Genomic DNA, 15227 nt, shown 5'->3' with positions numbered 1-15227 from the left:
CAGAAACGTTCTCTCAGGATGGGCGTCAGGCATCAGGGATTTAACAGCTGCCGGAATCTAACATAAGTATAGGACATGAGCTCTGTTCTGCGGTTTTGGTCGAGCTAGCGTCGGGAGATAAACAGAGCCTTACATCCGGGGCAAAGCATGGTCTGGTTGAGCCGGATTTTTGACAACGGTTGTACTGATTTTAAGCCACAAACAGGACAGGCAGCAGTGGCAGTAGACGCACTACTGAAGAATTTCATTGCGTAATTGATAACAGACATAACCATTAACCTTTCAATGAATGAGCTTCACCGTACCACATGTGGTTAAGTTTTAATCTATCTATTTTGACACACTGAAAATCAGGAAAGATAAATGTTCGCAGCCACAGGCCCCCTGAGACCGTTTATCCGGCAAAACTCTATGCGGCTTCCAGGGATGAGTAATTCTGATTCGCGAGAGTTAACGGCTGAAATGTGAAGCAGAACGTCTTTTCGTCCATCAGATGGGATGATGAGGCCTTTACCACTAAGAATATCAAAGCTTTTGACAATTCCTGTCATTTTATGGGACAAGTCAATTCCTTATTGAAAACACTTAAAGACTATACATTGAAAATGGCATTCAGCCACTTTTATTTTTCCTACAGGACCTCTGGATGGTTAAAAGATAATTTGCTTATATCTATTCCCTGTGCCTTAATGAATCCCATCAGTTCGATGTACTAATGAAAGTTAGAAATTTTCCGGGCAGTTCTCATTACCAGGCGCTATCGTTGATATCCCCTCTTTTTGAGTCCATACATTTACTATCAATACAATGATGTATAACAGGAGTCAGTATGACCTCTAGAATTACAGGCCTGGTAAAATGGTGTAACGAAGACAAAGGTTTTGGCTTCATCTCTCCTCTTGATGGCAGCAAAGATATCGTTGTCCATTTTTCTGCGCTTAATGGCGACAACTTTAAAACTTTATTTGAAGGACAGAAAGTTGAATTCGCCATTCAGATCGGAGATAAAGGTCCTGCTGCTGCAAACGTAATACTTTGCGATAAATAAATCAATGTGGGTCTGCGATAACGATGAAGGATTATCCCTGAGTAGACAGCCCCATAACTTAAATCAGTGAAAAATCGTTTATTCTTAATATCTGATCAGCATATTCTTCACAATTATGAGTGTGCTGACCGATGTAATGAAGTGCAGGACTACTGCATAAAAATTTTAAAAGCACAAACTAACTGCTTGTTAAATAAGAAGTGCGTAATGAGCGAGGCTATCTCCGAAAGAACCACGTAATGGCTTTGACCTTAATGGCATCTGCCAGCTAACACCCACGAGAGAACAGGATAATAGAATATGATTAAAGTCCTTGTTTTCTTTAATGCTGAATCCTGTAAAGTCATGACCGTTCTGGAAGGTATATCCTCTATCAGGCAGGAATATCCAAACGGTGAAGAAACACATCTTCGGATTATGTCTGCAGGTTTTCCTTCCTTAACTGGCGATCATGGCATTGTTTACGTGGCTACTGACAGGGAGTTAACGTCACAGGAGATATTTGATGCGGCCAGGAAATATTTATAGCATTTTTGTTATGCTCTCTGATTCACGTTTAATTGCATGCTTACCCTATTTATCAGAATCGAACAAAAAATGAGTTAAAAAAATTTATGGCCTGCTAACAGCAGGCTTTTTTTTTTACATTTGAAAAAATGCAGGTGTCTATCCCCTGTGTGCCATCTTGCCATTTGTGAAAAACCTTACTAAGCGGCGGCGCTAATTCACTAAATGTCTCTCCTGATTTAAAACTCATCAGGTATGACTGAAGCAATAAGTTATGAGGGTATAAAAAGGCTCTTCGGATGACTCCTGGCATCATCGTTTTAAGTACCTTTAAAAATGCATGGACATTTCGTAGGGGTTAGAATTTAGTTCTTGCACATTCTTCTTAATTTTGTCTTGCGATAAGAGATTTATATCAGTAGTCTAAACCTCGTTAATAACAATATGTACCAATCGGATTAAAATGCTCAGTAAGAGAAATCGGGTTGATGAGCAACCGTCGACATTGGTATTTGCTGAACAACGAAAAAATTTTTAAAGGTCTCTTTATGTCAGATGCTCTTACACAGTTAAACAATATCCGTACCTTACGCTCTCAGACTCGTGAAATGTCATTAGATGTACTGGAAGATATTCTGGAAAAGTTTAAAATTATTCTTATAGAACGACGAGAAGAAGAGACATTACGTCTTGCAAATGAAAGTCAGCGCCGCGATAAACTGGAAACACTTCGTCAGATGATGCTTGATGAGGGTATCGACCCCTCCGAACTTATGGCTGCTATTGGCTCTCCGGGTAAGTCTAAAAGGACGCGCTCCCCCCGTCCCGCGAAGTATCGATATACTGACGAAACTGGAGAGTCAAAAACATGGTCAGGTCAGGGGCGAATGCCGAAGCGGATCTCAAATCTGATTGCTGAAGGTGGGGAATTAAAAGATTTTGAAATCAGCTAAAAAGAGCCGGGTATAACCCGGCTCTTTTTTGTATAGGCCGCAAGTTGCCTTAGAGAATAGTCGAGAAACATTTAGTTCCGTCGATGTAGCCGAGGCGCTGTTTAAAATCACAGTGCTGCTTAAGGGACAAACCGGTTATCTTGCAGATCGTTACAGCGAGCGAAAAGAGAGCCATCAGGAGCTTTCATTCCGAGTCAATCAGGACAAAAAATAACGTATGTTCTTCGTGAATCCATACTGCATGAGCTTAACAACGTCCGTTATTGGCACATAGCAGACAGCTATGGGCTGCTGAAGGTCCGCTGTGAGCGAGGTATAGTCATTCGTACCCTGAGAATTACACTTTGAAGTGATTCAGGGTATGCGCTTACTGGTTACGAATATTGAGCGAGAATCATGTGATGATCGCCGCTTTTCTTTCGAGCCAGTAGGTGCTCCACGTTCGCTAACGAATACTCAGGGCATGCAGATAAACTGCTGGCTATATTTCTTTCGAAGAGCGTGGAATGCATACCAATCCCCGATAAAAAGGAGTTGGTGATGACTGTGACTAATCAATTTGCTGCGCACGTTGGTCTGGACTGGGCTGATAAAAAACACGATGTCTGTGTTCAGTTTAAAAACGGTGAACGCGTATTCGATGTGATTGAACATACAGCAGAAGCGCTTGATGCCTGGCTTACTGAGTTACACCAGAAAGTAAAAGGTAGAATCGCAATAGCTCTCGAACTGAAGAAGGGCCCCGTGGTATATGCTCTTCAAAAATACCCCTTTATCACCGTTTTCCCCGTCCACGCATTGTCCCTGGCTCGTTATCGGCAAGCCTTCTCGCCCAGCGGCGCTAAAGATGATCCGCAGGATGCCGAGCTGGCATTAGAGTTAATGCTGCGTTACCCCCAGAAGATAAAAGCTATTGAACCCGACAATGCGGATATTCGCTTACTTCAGCAACTGGTTGAGCAACGTCGTCAGTTGGTTGAAGATAAACGACGCTTTGTGAACCGGATAATCAACACGCTTAAACAGTATTATCCTCAGCCACTGGAGTGGTTCTCACATCGGGGTAGCTTACTGTTGTGTGAGCTGATTATCCGGTGGCCCAGTCTGCAACAACTGAAACGAGCCAGACGCGACACGATCCGCAACTTTCTGAATGCCAAAGGTGGTCGCGCTATGGCCCTTACCGAGCAACGTGTTGCGAGTATTGATAATGCGATCCCATTGACTACAGACCCGAGTGTTATAGAGGCTAATGCTTTGATGGCAGCAGCACTGGCGACACAAATTAAAGTCGTGAGTGAAATCATCAAAACCTATGACGAACGAATCGAAACGCTGTTTGACACATTGCCAGATGCGGGGCTGTTCAAATCACTTCCGGGCATGGGACCGTGCATGGGCCCACGGATGCTTGCTGCACTTGGTGATAACCGTGACCGGTTTAACAGCGCTGAAGAAATTCAAAACTACGCAGGTATAGCACCGGTGACCGAACGAAGCGGCCAAAAATCCTGGGTTCACTGGCGATGGCAATGTGCCAAGTTCGTCAGGCAGACCTTTGTTGAATGGGCTGCCAAGACGGTTAATTCATCATACTGGGCCAAACTGTATTATCAGGGCCTCAGAGAAAAGGGCAAATCTCATCAGTCTGCGATCCGGGCACTGGCGTTCAAATGGATAAGGATCATTTACCGCTGCTGGAAGGCCAGAACCTGTTATGACGAAGCGAAATATTTGCTGGCTCTCGAAGCGAGACACTCGCCCTTACTGAAGCCATAAAAAGCTTGTCGAATGTCTCAGGGCGTGAAGCAGACATTGGCGATGTTATAATCCGCCAGTGGGGCATTACTATCATTATCATGTGTTAATTAATGGAGAGCAGGCCAAGTTGAAGTGTGATGTATAGTTTATTGTGCCCCCATCCTAATGCTGGCATAGTGCAAGGATAACACACAAAAACTTTATAAAAAGGTCACTCGGATGAGCGAATCACGTAAGCAATTTGTATTATCTAAAGGTGCGACTTGCAATAACTGGAATTGGAGTTGGTCATTTACCAATCACGATGAAAAAATGGTTATCTTTGGGGCGTGGGATTTCAATACTGACAATGAAAAATCACTGATAATGCATAAGGATTGGCAAAAGAAAAATAATCGTCAACAACCGGGATACTCTCAAGCAATCGAACATTTAAAATTATTAGACCAAGGATATAATCTATATATTTTTTATCAAGAAAATATTAGTGATGACGAAGGTGAACCAAAGATAGGTAAAATTAGTGACAATCTTTTAAAAGCTTACATGAAATATGATGGAGAAGCTTGGTATGCATACAAAAACGCATTCGACTACTTACCTGATGAAAGAGATGCCGAAGAGGAATATTTTGAAGGGACTCGAAAATTAGTGGCTGTGAATGCTTATGAACGTAATAAAGATGCTAGAGAAGAATGTATTAGGATTCATGGTTATAAATGTAAAGCTTGTGATTTTGATTTTGAAAAGAAATATGGCGAGCACGGAAAAGGTTTCATCCACGTACATCATATCATACCCTTGAACATGATAGGCAAGCGCTATAAAGTCAATCCAGAACATGATCTGATACCTTTATGTCCTAATTGCCATGCTATGGTACATCGTTTTAAAAACAATGAATTAGGTTTAGATAAATTAAAAGAACTTATATCATCGGGCAAATAGTAATATTAAATATCTTCTCGCCTTAAACCGTGGTCAACGGGGTGTTCTGTAAACTAAGCCGTCGTGACCACTTCCTAATTAATACGTCGTGATGTAAGCAATGTCGGTTTTTGGCACGAAGAAGCCCCTCTAAGTCGGCAGGTTTGAGCGAGGAGCTGACCTCGAAGATTGAACTGATAGGTGGGAGCCAACATCAATGAAAGTACTAATCCGATGATCGTTGACAACCTGACCGGCACTATATCAGCTACCGATCAAAAAATTGTAGAAAGGTCAAATATCATCGTAGGTGACAAATTTAATGCTAAAAGTGGAAGCTATTTTTTCTCTATTGGTTTTCGACATCACCGAATGAGCACCAGCTCCAGATGCACCATCATTAGTACAGAACCAATCATTTTTATAAGCGTAATGTCCGGCGATAGAATCAGCATCGGCCCAGTCACCAAACCTTTTACGGATAACCTTCTCGCCTATAACAGGTTCATTATCTGCAAGATTAGTAAACCAGTTTTTTTTAGCATCATAGCTGCCACCTAGGGTATCGATCTCATTTTCGAGATCCTTAAGCCACTGTTGACCAGACATCAGTTCCTGCTCGATAAAATTCAACATTTCAAAGTAACGAGCTTGGCGAACTTCTGTAGTAAAAGTATGTTCTGGGGCCTTATGAATGAGAGAATACGCTTCTTTATTACCATCAGGTAATGTTCCTAATGGACGAGGTAAGCCAATGCGGGGGCAAATTAAAAATTTTACACCCATGGATATAAAATTATCCCAGCGAGTTTGATTAAATGAAAAATTTACTTTTTTCATCGCTAGAAGATCAATTTTCCCTTGTTTGCTCAACCCATCCAATGTAAGCGTGGGTTCAGCTACAAAAGGAACGTATGTGCCATCAATAAATTTCTGGTATACCTTAGAAGTCTTTTGGAAAGCGGTTCCTATGACGTTTGTGTCGAAAGTTATTCTTATCATTTTATATCATATATCCTTAATTTTAAATGAAATGTTATTGCAACCAAGAGACCTTCGGGTTTACATTTCCGCGAGGAGTGGCTTCAGTAATGGTTTTTTTAAGGTATCCGAATGACTCCAAGCATAACTTTTGATTTGCCATTAATGATATCGGCAATCCAGATAATTGTTCTGTCTTATTGTTAAGGTCAAGATAAAAGTCAAGCCATAAAATAGAGAATAGATAATGTTTTCTTCTTGGGATAAATACAGGAAGTAATGTCCCGTATTTCAATTTCCAGAATGATGGTGCGATATACACCCTGTAAGGAATTTTATTTTCTTCAGGGTTTAACAAGAATAAGCGCATTCTTTCTCGAGTGACATCATCGATATTCAGAGAATCATAATTGTTCCATACATTAAAAGATCCACGCCAAAAAATACTTATCGCAAAATAATAAATCTTATTCATGTCAATCCCTGGCAGGAAGCCAGAGCCAAGAGTAATGTTATATCCCCCAGTGCTGTTCAAAAGATGTATAATTTTGGCGTGTGAAATTTTTGTAAAATGACCAACTCCGTCACCTCCTGGTACAGGAAGGCAGGTGTTAGCAAAATAATGCTCGCCGTTTTTATTTAATTTATCTTCACAGCCCTGACAAAAAAGCTCTGTTTTTATTTCACGGAAAATCTTGAACGTATTCTTATTATTGTCGGCCATATTCAGATCATGTTTAGGCGCTCGCATCTTTCGCATGCGGCGATAAACGAGTTTTGGTATAAAGTGACTTAACTCTAAAGATTGCACCGACTTCATGCACATAGAACATTTTTTTAATTCAAGGGGGGTGTTGTTTTCATCCATTTTACACTCGGAAAATATTATTATAGACTAATGCATTATAACAAAATCATTGTTATAATAAATTAAAATTTTCAATATATGCACTTTAAGTTAAAGGCCTACATAGCAACCATGTTGTGGACCAAGTAAGCCGTTCAAACCTACAAAAACACTTAGACTGCGGAAAGCCTGAGAACAACATAACTAATGATCCTTTACACCGGACAAAAGTATTAAGACTCATAAACTGGTGGCTTTTTTCAATGCTGAATCACAGGTGATTATCCACTACAGACAGATTTTAAGTTGTTCTGTCAACATGTGTAGCAGGTAGTGCAAAAATTCAACTGGTCGTAACCAACCCCTTACCATTCCATATCCTGTCGGAAATGCATTGCCAGATGACAGAATTAACCGTGTTAACAACACAGCAGTGCGTTGAGCTGTCCTGCTCCCGGTTGATAAGCATAGACTGATTTAGCAACGTCCGCTTCTGGCACAAAGCGGACAGTGATCACCGTTCTTACGACTACTTTCTGACTTACTTCGTGACTTGCCCTAAGCATGTTGTAGTGCGATACTTGTAATGACATTTGTAATTACAAGGGGTGTAAGACATGGGTAGCATTAACCTACGTATTGACGATGAACTTAAAGCGCGTTCTTACGCCGCGCTTGAAAAAATGGGCGTAACTCCTTCTGAAGCGCTTCGTCTCATGCTCGAGTATATCGCTGACAATGAACGCTTGCCGTTCAAACAGACACTCCTGAGTGATGAAGATGCTGAACTTGTGGAGATAGTGAAAGAACGACTTCGTAATCCTAAGCCAGTACGTGTGACGCTGGATGAACTCTGATGGCGTATTTTCTGGATTTTGACGAGCGGGCACTAAAGGAATGGCGAAAGCTGGGCTCGACGGTACGTGAACAGTTGAAAAAGAAGCTGGTTGAAGTACTTGAGTCACCCCGGATTGAAGCAAACAAGCTCCGTGGTATGCCTGATTGTTACAAGATTAAGCTCCGGTCTTCAGGCTATCGCCTTGTATACCAGGTTATAGACGAGAAAGTTGTCGTTTTCGTGATTTCTGTTGGGAAAAGAGAACGCTCGGAAGTATATAGCGAGGCGGTCAAACGCATTCTCTGAACCAAAGCATGACATCTCTGTTTCGCACCGATGGTGACACTTCTGCTTTGCGTTGACAGGAGAAGAAGCCATGAAACTGCCGAACCAACCCGTTGTTTTGTGCGTATTGATAGTATGTCTTACGCTGTTGATATTCACCTGGCTTACGCGCAATTCGCTCTGCGAACTGCGGCTGAAAGACTGTACGCGGGAAGTGTCGGCTGTGATGGACTACGAATCCGGTAAGTAGCTGAAAGAGGGGGGGTAACCCCCCTCGATTCAGATGTGGCCAGCAAGCCAATAGCACCTTTAGAAAAGGGTTTCTCCGGTCGGGGAAACCCTTTTTTCCTTCCGTTCGGTGGCAGACCGCCACTCAATTACCCAAGGCATTCAACAGTCTCAGTGGAATACCGTCGGATTAAAATTCTCCCCAGAACGGCTGCGGCTCGCACTGGGTACCTCCTCCTGCGTCCTGTTTAATTCTCAACGCCTCAATTTTTCGAGGACCCGCCGCAATTTCCGAACCTGGCTGGTCGTGGAGAGAGTACTGGTTTGTGGATGACATGCACTGGTCTTCTCATTGGGCTGTAGCTCATAGGACATAGCCAGTGCGGTCAGTGCTTCTTCAGCATCCAGCAGAGCTTTAATGGCCGTCTGGCGCATCTCTGCACGGCGTTCAATTATGGTCATGTTTGTCCTTGCTGCATCCGGTAAAATGACGCCGGGTATTCAGTCTTTCACGTTTTTCAGAATGGCCTGGCGGCAGGCATTCCAGATCGTCTGGGCATTCGCATCGCAGTCCACGAACCCGCCGCATTCCTGATAGATGACCTGGTAGACGCTGTCTGGGATCTTCTCCGGTACAACCGGGGAAAAGATGCTGACGGATGCCTTTCCTTCGGCGGCGTCACAGACGGCGTCCAGATGATTCGCCATCCATTCGGTTAAATTCAGATCCTCCTGAATTGCCTGCGCCTTATAGCGTTCTTTTCTTGTTACAGTGGCACGCATCTGAATTTGTACGCTCGCAGGCTCTTCGCCCTTCATCGCATTCTGAAGTGCAGATTTGGGCTGTTTCATCTTCGTTTTCATTTTCAATCGCACTATTTGGAAAGCGGCTTGTCTTCAGTGGGCTGAACCGGGGCTGTCTCCCCCGGCGTAACCAGCACACCAGCTTCACTCAGCACATGTCTCCACTGCTCATCCCGGTAGGCCGTTGCGGCGTCGGCAGAATCAAAGCATTGGTCGCAGGGCGGACAATTTACGGTAACCAGGCTCACTACCGGCTTAACGTAGTACGCTCTTCCCCGTGGATAATCTTTTCCACAAGGGGCATAGAGCTCCTCGTCCCCACCAACACGGCGGAGGTGGAATTCTGGTTGCTGGCTGGCCTGCTCGGACAGCTTCACGGATGCCGTCTGCCAAGCTGCGATAGCCCGGGTCATGTCGCTTTCATGCCTGGCAAGATCTGCATCCCGGCGAGCCAGTAGGTGCGCGATAATATTGGCTTCATCGTAATTGATGACCGCCATTAGTTGACGGGTCGCTTCATCCCAGTCCTGTACTGCGGAGCCATCCAGTGGATTAGCGAGGTGCGCCTGGTATGTCGTACGGTAATTTGCGGCAGCACCTTCCAGCTGGTGCAGTTTTTCATCCGATAGTTGTTCGGTCATTGCACAGTTCCTTTTAGATGCAGGCTCAACGCTTGCATTAAAATTCATGCCGTCTGTTTGGCTGCGGCTTTACGCTGGGCGGCGATATGGGCGGCAATCTGCTTTTTGAGGCGCTTATAGTCAGCCCTGAAGCGTGCCACGTCATCGATCTCAATCATGTACCCGCAGCTGTAACCGGCATGCCCAAACGCATCGTCATCTTCGTAGTTTGGACAGTGATCGCTTTCCCAACCCGCTGCATCCAGCAATTCATCAATAGCGACGAGGTGTGCCCTGGGCGCATTCTCAATGATGAAGTAGAGCGAGCGACCCCAGAAGTGGCTGCGGGTACCTTCGATAACAGCAGTGTCGTTCGTGGTCTGGCGGGAAAGTTTCATTGGATACTCCTTTGCCCGGAGCCGCCGGGGCGGGGGTGTGATGTTCACACCTTGTGTTTGCAGTATGCGGTCCTTTTCAGGCAACCGGGAAAGTAACTTTTCGCTGCTGCTGGTGGACTGTCGCCTATTGCTCGCCAGCCTTTTTCTTTAGATAGTTTACGTCTGACTCATCACATACCTGATCCATATGACGCTGAATCCATGCCGAGATAGTCAGGCCATTACGCTTCGCCTCACGGACATAGCGTGATTTTTTCTCCGGGGTCATACGCATCTGGACCAGTGCCGTTGCTTTGTCGGCCTCATCTTTTTTCGCGTTATCGTTGCCCTTCATATGGATCGCGTTAACGTGCTTTTCATTGTTATCGGTCATAGTGTTCTCGGTCAAACAGAGCCGCGTAGTGCGGCTCCCAGGGGGAGAGTGCAGCCGTGTCATGTCGCTGTTGAAACCGTCGGGTCAGGGGCCAGTCCTGTGGCGAGGTTTACGGAAACGTTCTGCACGTTAGAATGAATTGTCTGGTCAGGCTGTTGGTCTGTATTATGGACGACGGTGTCTGATGGATTGTCAGCCATTCGAACAAGATCACCGGCCATAACTTCGTGCCGATGATCAAGCATGACTACGCCAGTCCGTGCCTGGGCACGGGGTGTGCCGTTAGCGCTGCGGATGAATGCACTTCGAAATCCCGTCACGGTACGAACAGTACCCTTGTCCAGGACCCGCTGGCCCGACTCCAGAGTCTCAGCTGCGGCCGCATGAAATTCCGCCACGGCAGCAGCAAACCACTTTTCGAAACGGGGAGCAATGGTCTTCACGGCAAGCGAGGTACAGGAATAGACCTGTTCAACCTGCTTAGAACCGTTTTTATCGGTAAAGGCGATAATGCCGATTCGGCCACAGTTAACGGTGTAGAAGGTTGGTCTGAAGCCGTTGGTGAGGAGTGATTTAACAGCTGAGAAGAAAGCGGATTTAAGCATCGGTTTCATGGGGTTATCCTGTATGCCCGGAAACGCCGGGGCGTGCGGCCAGAGTGCCGCTGTGTGATTAAATATACAGAATCAGAGTTGTTTTGTCAATACAAAACAACGGGTGCTTTTTCCACCTGATAGCTGTATTTATTTTTTAAATCAGACTGTTAAAGTTGTAATGCGCAGTGCAGCAGCGGGCTGAGTCAGCCCACCGAGATCACCGCCGTTGTGGCTAACTCCTGCCCACGCCCGGTCAGCCGTACGCGATAGAAACAGCTCTGTTCTAACCCACTTTTCAGAGTGAACTCAATCAGGCCCAGCCGGAAGAGGGGCGGCAGACTGGGGGCATTAACCGGAAAATATCCCAGCGTACTGAGGCAATCTGGACGCTGCTCCATCCCTTTCTTTCCGTTGCCCTGCATCAGGTAGCGGGTTCCGGTATTCAGCCGACGCAGAGTATAAATTTGGGCGTTAGTCAGCGTCATGATCATCGCCCTCTTCAGTGGAAGAGCTGACCGGCTGTTTCCAGCCGCAGTGACAGTCCTGTAGCGTTCCATCCCCCCCTTCAAGGTACGCCAGGCACTCGGGGCAATACAGCTTCATTACCACGGGACCACCTCGACATGTTCACCCAGCCAGGCCAGCTTCTCGCGAAGCAGTTCGGCGGCATTCATCTGGTCTTCGGCCCAGAATGGAGCGAGTCCCATAAATTCGCACCAGTACGCCAGACCGGATTTTCCGTCGTCCCGGTAAGTCCAGACCGCCTGGCCGTGACCCACGCCGGAGTCGACGGTTACATACAGCCCGGGCATGCATTCACAGGGCTCCTCGCAGTCGCAGGTGCCACTCTGGACCACGCGTACTCGTCTCAGCTTCACTGCGGTACGCAGGCGCAGGAGCTCCTCCAGCGCATCAGCGTCGAATTTCGTCGTGCTGACAAGGGTGTTTGCACTGGTTTTACGCAGCGCCTGAATACGGGTGCGAAGCGCATCGTTGCTGATAGTAGCCTTAATCATCATTATTCCCCCATCTCACCCAGCTGCTTGCGGATTGAAACGCTTTCCGCACGGAGTTCATCTTGTTTTGCCAGCAGGAAACGTTTTACAAGCGCCATCGCGTCCAGAAATTCAGTGGGCTCACATTCAACCCGTTCGCACACGCTCTGAACGGCTTCCGTCACCAGCGGCATTACGTCCAGCGCTGTCTGCATTTCCGAAATCACAGAGGAGTTGCCTGCGTAACGGGTTGCCAGTGACAGAGTCTCTTTGCTCATGGATCGCTCCTTATGCCGAGACCGGACGGACAAACAAGTCATGCGCCCCATCTGCCAGCGGCTCGCAGTAATCACCGAAACCGTCTGGCACAATGCTGCCATCGGCCACGATGCAGGAAGCCACCGGTTTCTGTGCCCGGTACGCTGCCAGTTCGGCTGCGTCGACTTTCGCGCCATCGGTCAGGTCAAAATGCAGATCGTCATACGCAGAGCCGTTCAGCTCTTCTTCCAGACTGATAGCCGCATTCAAGGTAGCCAGCGCATCAGCGACGTCACGTGAGTTGATTTTTGCGTCGCGCAGCTCTAGCTCAAAGGCCAGTTGCAGGCGGCGTACAGCGACGATGTGGGACTTATGCTGGGACAGACGAATGAGGGTGTCGATATCGTGGGTCATGATGCTTACCTTATGCCCGGAAACGCCGGGGCGTTGGTGCGGATGCCGCGCCATGGGATTACTATGATCTTCTGAACTTCTATTGTCAATACAATAGAAAACAACGTTTTGAGGATTTTTTATACAGGACGGATGCTGCGGTAAATTCAGTTGCACACAGTCATTAGCCCCTGCATTTACAGAAGATGGAGGCGGTTTAATCCAGGAGCTGACATCTTGATATGGACGCCAGCCGTCACAGCATGATTCTGCCCGGGGACACCGCGCCGAGTGTGACCTCCCGCAGACGGAAGAAGAGCGGGGGAGAATGTGCCCCTTCTCCCTGCGGTGGTCGCTGGGTTCAATATAGGATTGAAATTCCCCGCTTATCGACCAGATGTGGCATGCGAACAGGGTAGAATACTATTCCGGATTCACGAATTATCAGCGCCAGCCGGTGACCCGCTGACGTACCCGCTGCAACCTGTGCCGAAGGTGTCGACATGATTAAAAAGGAATGTATGAAAGAACGTACACAATCCCCGGGTGAGTCGTTTGCTCACGCTGAGTTTATGGAGAAAGTCTTTACCAACTTACGGATGTTTTGTGACGCCGAATACCGACGGTTAGCCACAGGTGAGAAAGAAACCCAACAGTCGCAACCGGAAAAGACCATACATTCGCATTATCTCGTGTAAGACCCATGCCGCCGTATCCTTTCCCGATGGCCGGGCAGATTTAGCCTGGCCCGATTTTAATTCCCTCATTCTACCTGCCCCGCGTTGAGATGTTCGACAGTGATCCCGGTTATTCTTTTATAGCGATAGATAGATTGCCATTCCATATTTTGGAAAAGTAACTTTAGATGCCTTGTGACGCCGCAGTTCCCCTCTTACTCATCTTCCCTTCAGCGCATGTAACACCTTTCATGCTGACGGTTCTGCATTATTGTGGGTTCTTGCAGACGGAAAAGTAACTTTTTCGATAAATTCCGGCTTTTTGGTACCCGATTTCACACTAAAGTTAAATTTGGCCTCCTTAGCGAAAAATTAAAACGGACGGATCACGTACTATTACCACGGGAAAAAAAGTTACTTTTTTTTCGCCTCAGGTTATTAGGAAATGAATCGAACCTGGTATTGTTGTGTTGTAGCGAACAACCACCCTAAACGAAAATTTAAAAGGAAGGCCACAATGTCCACTATCGAAAATGATGTAAAAACCGCTAACAACGATATCAGCCTGCGCACTTACCTGGAGCGTTCCGGTAACGGCGCACGCAAAAGCAATGGTCTGGTCATCAACCCGGCAGTGGTCGAAGAGGAAGAAGGTTTTAACACCCGTACCGCTGGCATGGGAGAAAGCTACTACTCCTTACCCCACGTGGTAGCCCACCTGAACAGTCTTAAAGAGTCCTATAAGTCTGAGCCTTTAAGCGTACCAGCTATCGTCGTGCAGGTTCTGAATGGTCGTCCTGTTCTGCGTCAGGGGGCATGTCGTATCCGCGCCGCCGCTATGGCAAACATCGAGCTGGCAGAGGAAGGGCGTGAACTGATTTCGTTAATTCGCTGCGAGGAGTTTCGCGGTAGCCGCGCCAGTGCCGAACAGTTTACGCTGGACGGTAACTCTAATCTGGCTCTGTCTGTCGTGGCTGAGGCGCTCTCCATCAAACGGATGGTCGAAGATGCTGAAGAACCTAAAACGTTCGCAGAACTGGCCAAGCGTCGCGGTAAAACAGAACAGCACCTGCGTCAGATGGTTCGCGTCCTGGACCTGCCTGAAGCCCTCCAGGTTATGCTGGTGACAGGGGAAGTGAGCATGTATGTCGCGCTGGATGAATATCTCTACAGCGGCGATAAGGCCGTGAATAATATCACCAAAGCCATCGACGTCTATGGCAAGGCTACGGCCAAAACCCTTAAATTCGTCAAAGCTGGCAACATTGATGCAGCCATGCAGCCGAAAGCGCCGGTCGTGCAGGAAACGAACGCAAACACCCCTGAAACCACCGTGACGGAACAAACATCCGTCGAAGGTACTACGGATGAGACCACCCCGCCGCAGCTGGTGGACGGGAATGTTGGGACCAACCCGGAGCCAACTCCGGAAAACACCCCGGAGCCGAAGGCGAAAGATCCGATCAAAACGCCAGAGCCTAAAACTGTATCGGTCTCCAGCGTACTCAACAAAAAGACCGTGACGACGATTGCGGACACGGCAATCCCGCTTTTTTCGCGTATTGCGGAAGAAGCAGAACAACGTGCCGCTAAGAACCTCAGCGACGATACGTACACCTTAGTGCTGACCAATGATGAGATGAATGCCATCTGTGAAGCCCACGGCAATCTCACGCAGTACCTGCGTAAGCATGCCGAAAAGCAGCAACAGGGCCAGGCATGATTTTCTGACCGACCC

General features: G+C 46.8%; 25 protein-coding genes and 2 pseudogenes. 11 read left to right on the top strand and 16 right to left on the bottom strand.

Going from position 1 to position 15227, the window contains the following annotated elements:
* Positions 1–104: 104 nt before the first annotated feature.
* Together IB222_RS24650 and cspF are read right to left on the bottom strand one after the other, a co-directional pair.
* Positions 105–269, bottom strand: a complete 165-nt coding sequence (locus IB222_RS24650) for a YnfU family zinc-binding protein (protein WP_213076230.1) — start codon at positions 267–269, stop codon at positions 105–107.
* Between the two features lie 81 nt (positions 270–350).
* Complete coding sequence (gene cspF, locus IB222_RS24645) at positions 351–563, bottom strand: cold shock-like protein CspF (protein WP_001446195.1); 213 nt, start codon at positions 561–563, stop codon at positions 351–353.
* Between the two features lie 266 nt (positions 564–829).
* On the opposite strand from cspF, the gene IB222_RS24640 reads away from it, so the two are divergent.
* The 6 genes and pseudogenes from IB222_RS24640 (at position 830) to IB222_RS24615 (ending at position 5217) form a co-directional block, all read left to right on the top strand.
* Complete coding sequence (locus IB222_RS24640; RefSeq protein WP_149385124.1) at positions 830–1048, top strand: cold-shock protein; 219 nt, start codon at positions 830–832, stop codon at positions 1046–1048.
* Between the two features lie 300 nt (positions 1049–1348).
* Positions 1349–1576 carry a hypothetical protein gene (locus tag IB222_RS24635; RefSeq protein WP_016239708.1) on the top strand — a complete coding sequence of 76 codons (228 nt, stop codon included), beginning with the start codon at positions 1349–1351 and terminating at the stop codon, positions 1574–1576.
* 527 nt (positions 1577–2103) lie between these two features.
* Complete coding sequence (locus tag IB222_RS24630) at positions 2104–2508, top strand: H-NS family nucleoid-associated regulatory protein (RefSeq protein ID WP_024195748.1); 405 nt, start codon at positions 2104–2106, stop codon at positions 2506–2508.
* A gap of 79 nt (positions 2509–2587) precedes the next feature.
* Positions 2588–2722, top strand: a pseudogene (locus IB222_RS24625) (arsenical resistance protein ArsH); the annotation flags it as partial.
* Between the two features lie 326 nt (positions 2723–3048).
* Positions 3049–4287, top strand: a complete 1239-nt coding sequence (locus tag IB222_RS24620) for an IS110-like element ISEsa2 family transposase (RefSeq protein WP_000219087.1) — start codon at positions 3049–3051, stop codon at positions 4285–4287.
* A gap of 201 nt (positions 4288–4488) precedes the next feature.
* Positions 4489–5217, top strand: coding sequence for an HNH endonuclease (locus tag IB222_RS24615; protein WP_149384968.1), 729 nt, complete (start codon positions 4489–4491; stop codon positions 5215–5217).
* Positions 5218–5490: 273 nt separating this feature from the next.
* Here IB222_RS24615 and IB222_RS24610 read toward each other — a convergent pair whose 3' ends face one another.
* The 3 genes and pseudogenes from IB222_RS24610 to IB222_RS24600 all read right to left on the bottom strand — a co-directional run.
* On the bottom strand, positions 5491–6198 hold the full coding sequence (locus IB222_RS24610) for a hypothetical protein (RefSeq protein WP_149384967.1): 708 nt from the start codon (positions 6196–6198) through the stop codon (positions 5491–5493).
* A 34-nt stretch (positions 6199–6232) separates the two neighbouring features.
* Positions 6233–6901: a hypothetical protein gene (locus IB222_RS24605; protein ID WP_149384966.1), complete on the bottom strand. Its 669-nt coding sequence runs from the start codon at positions 6899–6901 to the stop codon at positions 6233–6235.
* 593 nt (positions 6902–7494) lie between these two features.
* Positions 7495–7617: pseudogene (locus IB222_RS24600) on the bottom strand (hypothetical protein); the annotation flags it as partial.
* Between the two features lie 24 nt (positions 7618–7641).
* Here IB222_RS24600 and relB point away from each other — a divergent pair.
* The 3 genes from relB (at position 7642) to IB222_RS24585 (ending at position 8397) form a co-directional block, all read left to right on the top strand.
* Positions 7642–7881 (top strand): type II toxin-antitoxin system antitoxin RelB, encoded by a 240-nt coding sequence (relB, locus tag IB222_RS24595; protein ID WP_000534858.1) that lies wholly within the window; start codon positions 7642–7644, stop codon positions 7879–7881.
* On the top strand, positions 7881–8168 hold the full coding sequence (gene relE, locus IB222_RS24590; RefSeq protein WP_000323025.1) for a type II toxin-antitoxin system mRNA interferase RelE: 288 nt from the start codon (positions 7881–7883) through the stop codon (positions 8166–8168). Before relB ends, relE begins: the two co-directional genes overlap by 1 nt.
* A gap of 70 nt (positions 8169–8238) precedes the next feature.
* Positions 8239–8397, top strand: coding sequence for a type I toxin-antitoxin system Hok family toxin (locus IB222_RS24585; RefSeq protein ID WP_064758473.1), 159 nt, complete (start codon positions 8239–8241; stop codon positions 8395–8397).
* Between the two features lie 233 nt (positions 8398–8630).
* Here IB222_RS24585 and IB222_RS24580 read toward each other — a convergent pair whose 3' ends face one another.
* The 11 genes from IB222_RS24580 to IB222_RS24530 all read right to left on the bottom strand — a co-directional run bounded on the left by IB222_RS24580 (position 8631) and on the right by IB222_RS24530 (position 12833).
* Positions 8631–8837, bottom strand: coding sequence for a hypothetical protein (locus IB222_RS24580; RefSeq protein ID WP_044255297.1), 207 nt, complete (start codon positions 8835–8837; stop codon positions 8631–8633).
* Positions 8838–8876: 39 nt separating this feature from the next.
* A complete protein-coding gene (locus tag IB222_RS24575; RefSeq protein ID WP_032610485.1) occupies positions 8877–9227 on the bottom strand; it encodes a hypothetical protein in 351 nt (116 codons plus the stop codon).
* Positions 9228–9250: 23 nt separating this feature from the next.
* The gene (locus tag IB222_RS24570; RefSeq protein WP_032610483.1) at positions 9251–9820 is read right to left on the bottom strand and encodes a hypothetical protein; all 570 of its coding nucleotides are present in this window, start codon (positions 9818–9820) and stop codon (positions 9251–9253) included.
* Positions 9821–9864: 44 nt separating this feature from the next.
* Positions 9865–10197 (bottom strand): DUF5417 domain-containing protein, encoded by a 333-nt coding sequence (locus tag IB222_RS24565; protein WP_032610481.1) that lies wholly within the window; start codon positions 10195–10197, stop codon positions 9865–9867.
* A gap of 124 nt (positions 10198–10321) precedes the next feature.
* Positions 10322–10570 carry a hypothetical protein gene (locus IB222_RS24560; protein ID WP_050596976.1) on the bottom strand — a complete coding sequence of 83 codons (249 nt, stop codon included), beginning with the start codon at positions 10568–10570 and terminating at the stop codon, positions 10322–10324.
* 59 nt (positions 10571–10629) lie between these two features.
* Positions 10630–11184: a hypothetical protein gene (locus IB222_RS24555; protein ID WP_015063016.1), complete on the bottom strand. Its 555-nt coding sequence runs from the start codon at positions 11182–11184 to the stop codon at positions 10630–10632.
* A 185-nt stretch (positions 11185–11369) separates the two neighbouring features.
* A complete protein-coding gene (locus IB222_RS24550) occupies positions 11370–11651 on the bottom strand; it encodes a hypothetical protein (RefSeq protein WP_032610524.1) in 282 nt (93 codons plus the stop codon).
* Positions 11638–11775 carry a hypothetical protein gene (locus IB222_RS24545; RefSeq protein WP_163181309.1) on the bottom strand — a complete coding sequence of 46 codons (138 nt, stop codon included), beginning with the start codon at positions 11773–11775 and terminating at the stop codon, positions 11638–11640. The genes IB222_RS24550 and IB222_RS24545 overlap by 14 nt, the downstream gene beginning before the upstream one ends.
* Entirely contained in the window at positions 11769–12185 is a 417-nt protein-coding gene (locus tag IB222_RS24540; protein WP_032610480.1) for a hypothetical protein, read from the bottom strand. The genes IB222_RS24545 and IB222_RS24540 overlap by 7 nt, the downstream gene beginning before the upstream one ends.
* Positions 12185–12439: a hypothetical protein gene (locus tag IB222_RS24535; protein WP_032610479.1), complete on the bottom strand. Its 255-nt coding sequence runs from the start codon at positions 12437–12439 to the stop codon at positions 12185–12187. Before IB222_RS24535 ends, IB222_RS24540 begins: the two co-directional genes overlap by 1 nt.
* A 10-nt stretch (positions 12440–12449) precedes the next feature.
* On the bottom strand, positions 12450–12833 hold the full coding sequence (locus tag IB222_RS24530; RefSeq protein WP_050596975.1) for a hypothetical protein: 384 nt from the start codon (positions 12831–12833) through the stop codon (positions 12450–12452).
* A 500-nt stretch (positions 12834–13333) separates the two neighbouring features.
* Between IB222_RS24530 and IB222_RS24525 the strand changes: the two genes are divergently transcribed.
* A complete protein-coding gene (locus tag IB222_RS24525; protein ID WP_155034045.1) occupies positions 13334–13510 on the top strand; it encodes a hypothetical protein in 177 nt (58 codons plus the stop codon).
* A gap of 496 nt (positions 13511–14006) precedes the next feature.
* On the top strand, positions 14007–15212 hold the full coding sequence (locus tag IB222_RS24520; RefSeq protein WP_032610476.1) for a DNA-binding protein: 1206 nt from the start codon (positions 14007–14009) through the stop codon (positions 15210–15212).
* Positions 15213–15227 lie beyond the last annotated feature (15 nt).

This window comes from Citrobacter sp. C13 (assembly GCF_014596815.2).
GTDB classification, from domain to species: Bacteria; Pseudomonadota; Gammaproteobacteria; order Enterobacterales; family Enterobacteriaceae; genus Citrobacter; species Citrobacter portucalensis.
The sequence above is the reverse complement of the archived record's forward strand: the minus strand, read 5'-3'. Positions and strand labels throughout refer to the sequence as shown.

Coding starts and splice junctions, on each gene's coding strand:
- IB222_RS24650 (WP_213076230.1), bottom strand. CDS start 269: ATGTCTGTTATCAATTACGCAATGAAATTCTTCAGTAGTGCGTCTACT.
- IB222_RS24640 (WP_149385124.1), top strand. CDS start 830: ATGACCTCTAGAATTACAGGCCTGGTAAAATGGTGTAACGAAGACAAA.
- IB222_RS24635 (WP_016239708.1), top strand. CDS start 1,349: ATGATTAAAGTCCTTGTTTTCTTTAATGCTGAATCCTGTAAAGTCATG.
- IB222_RS24630 (WP_024195748.1), top strand. CDS start 2,104: ATGTCAGATGCTCTTACACAGTTAAACAATATCCGTACCTTACGCTCT.
- IB222_RS24620 (WP_000219087.1), top strand. CDS start 3,049: ATGACTGTGACTAATCAATTTGCTGCGCACGTTGGTCTGGACTGGGCT.
- IB222_RS24615 (WP_149384968.1), top strand. CDS start 4,489: ATGAGCGAATCACGTAAGCAATTTGTATTATCTAAAGGTGCGACTTGC.
- IB222_RS24610 (WP_149384967.1), bottom strand. CDS start 6,198: ATGATAAGAATAACTTTCGACACAAACGTCATAGGAACCGCTTTCCAA.
- IB222_RS24605 (WP_149384966.1), bottom strand. CDS start 6,901: ATGGCCGACAATAATAAGAATACGTTCAAGATTTTCCGTGAAATAAAA.
- relB (WP_000534858.1), top strand. CDS start 7,642: ATGGGTAGCATTAACCTACGTATTGACGATGAACTTAAAGCGCGTTCT.
- relE (WP_000323025.1), top strand. CDS start 7,881: ATGGCGTATTTTCTGGATTTTGACGAGCGGGCACTAAAGGAATGGCGA.
- IB222_RS24585 (WP_064758473.1), top strand. CDS start 8,239: ATGAAACTGCCGAACCAACCCGTTGTTTTGTGCGTATTGATAGTATGT.
- IB222_RS24580 (WP_044255297.1), bottom strand. CDS start 8,837: ATGACCATAATTGAACGCCGTGCAGAGATGCGCCAGACGGCCATTAAA.
- IB222_RS24575 (WP_032610485.1), bottom strand. CDS start 9,227: ATGAAACAGCCCAAATCTGCACTTCAGAATGCGATGAAGGGCGAAGAG.
- IB222_RS24570 (WP_032610483.1), bottom strand. CDS start 9,820: ATGACCGAACAACTATCGGATGAAAAACTGCACCAGCTGGAAGGTGCT.
- IB222_RS24565 (WP_032610481.1), bottom strand. CDS start 10,197: ATGAAACTTTCCCGCCAGACCACGAACGACACTGCTGTTATCGAAGGT.
- IB222_RS24560 (WP_050596976.1), bottom strand. CDS start 10,570: ATGACCGATAACAATGAAAAGCACGTTAACGCGATCCATATGAAGGGC.
- IB222_RS24555 (WP_015063016.1), bottom strand. CDS start 11,184: ATGAAACCGATGCTTAAATCCGCTTTCTTCTCAGCTGTTAAATCACTC.
- IB222_RS24550 (WP_032610524.1), bottom strand. CDS start 11,651: ATGACGCTGACTAACGCCCAAATTTATACTCTGCGTCGGCTGAATACC.
- IB222_RS24540 (WP_032610480.1), bottom strand. CDS start 12,185: ATGATGATTAAGGCTACTATCAGCAACGATGCGCTTCGCACCCGTATT.
- IB222_RS24535 (WP_032610479.1), bottom strand. CDS start 12,439: ATGAGCAAAGAGACTCTGTCACTGGCAACCCGTTACGCAGGCAACTCC.
- IB222_RS24530 (WP_050596975.1), bottom strand. CDS start 12,833: ATGACCCACGATATCGACACCCTCATTCGTCTGTCCCAGCATAAGTCC.
- IB222_RS24525 (WP_155034045.1), top strand. CDS start 13,334: ATGAAAGAACGTACACAATCCCCGGGTGAGTCGTTTGCTCACGCTGAG.
- IB222_RS24520 (WP_032610476.1), top strand. CDS start 14,007: ATGTCCACTATCGAAAATGATGTAAAAACCGCTAACAACGATATCAGC.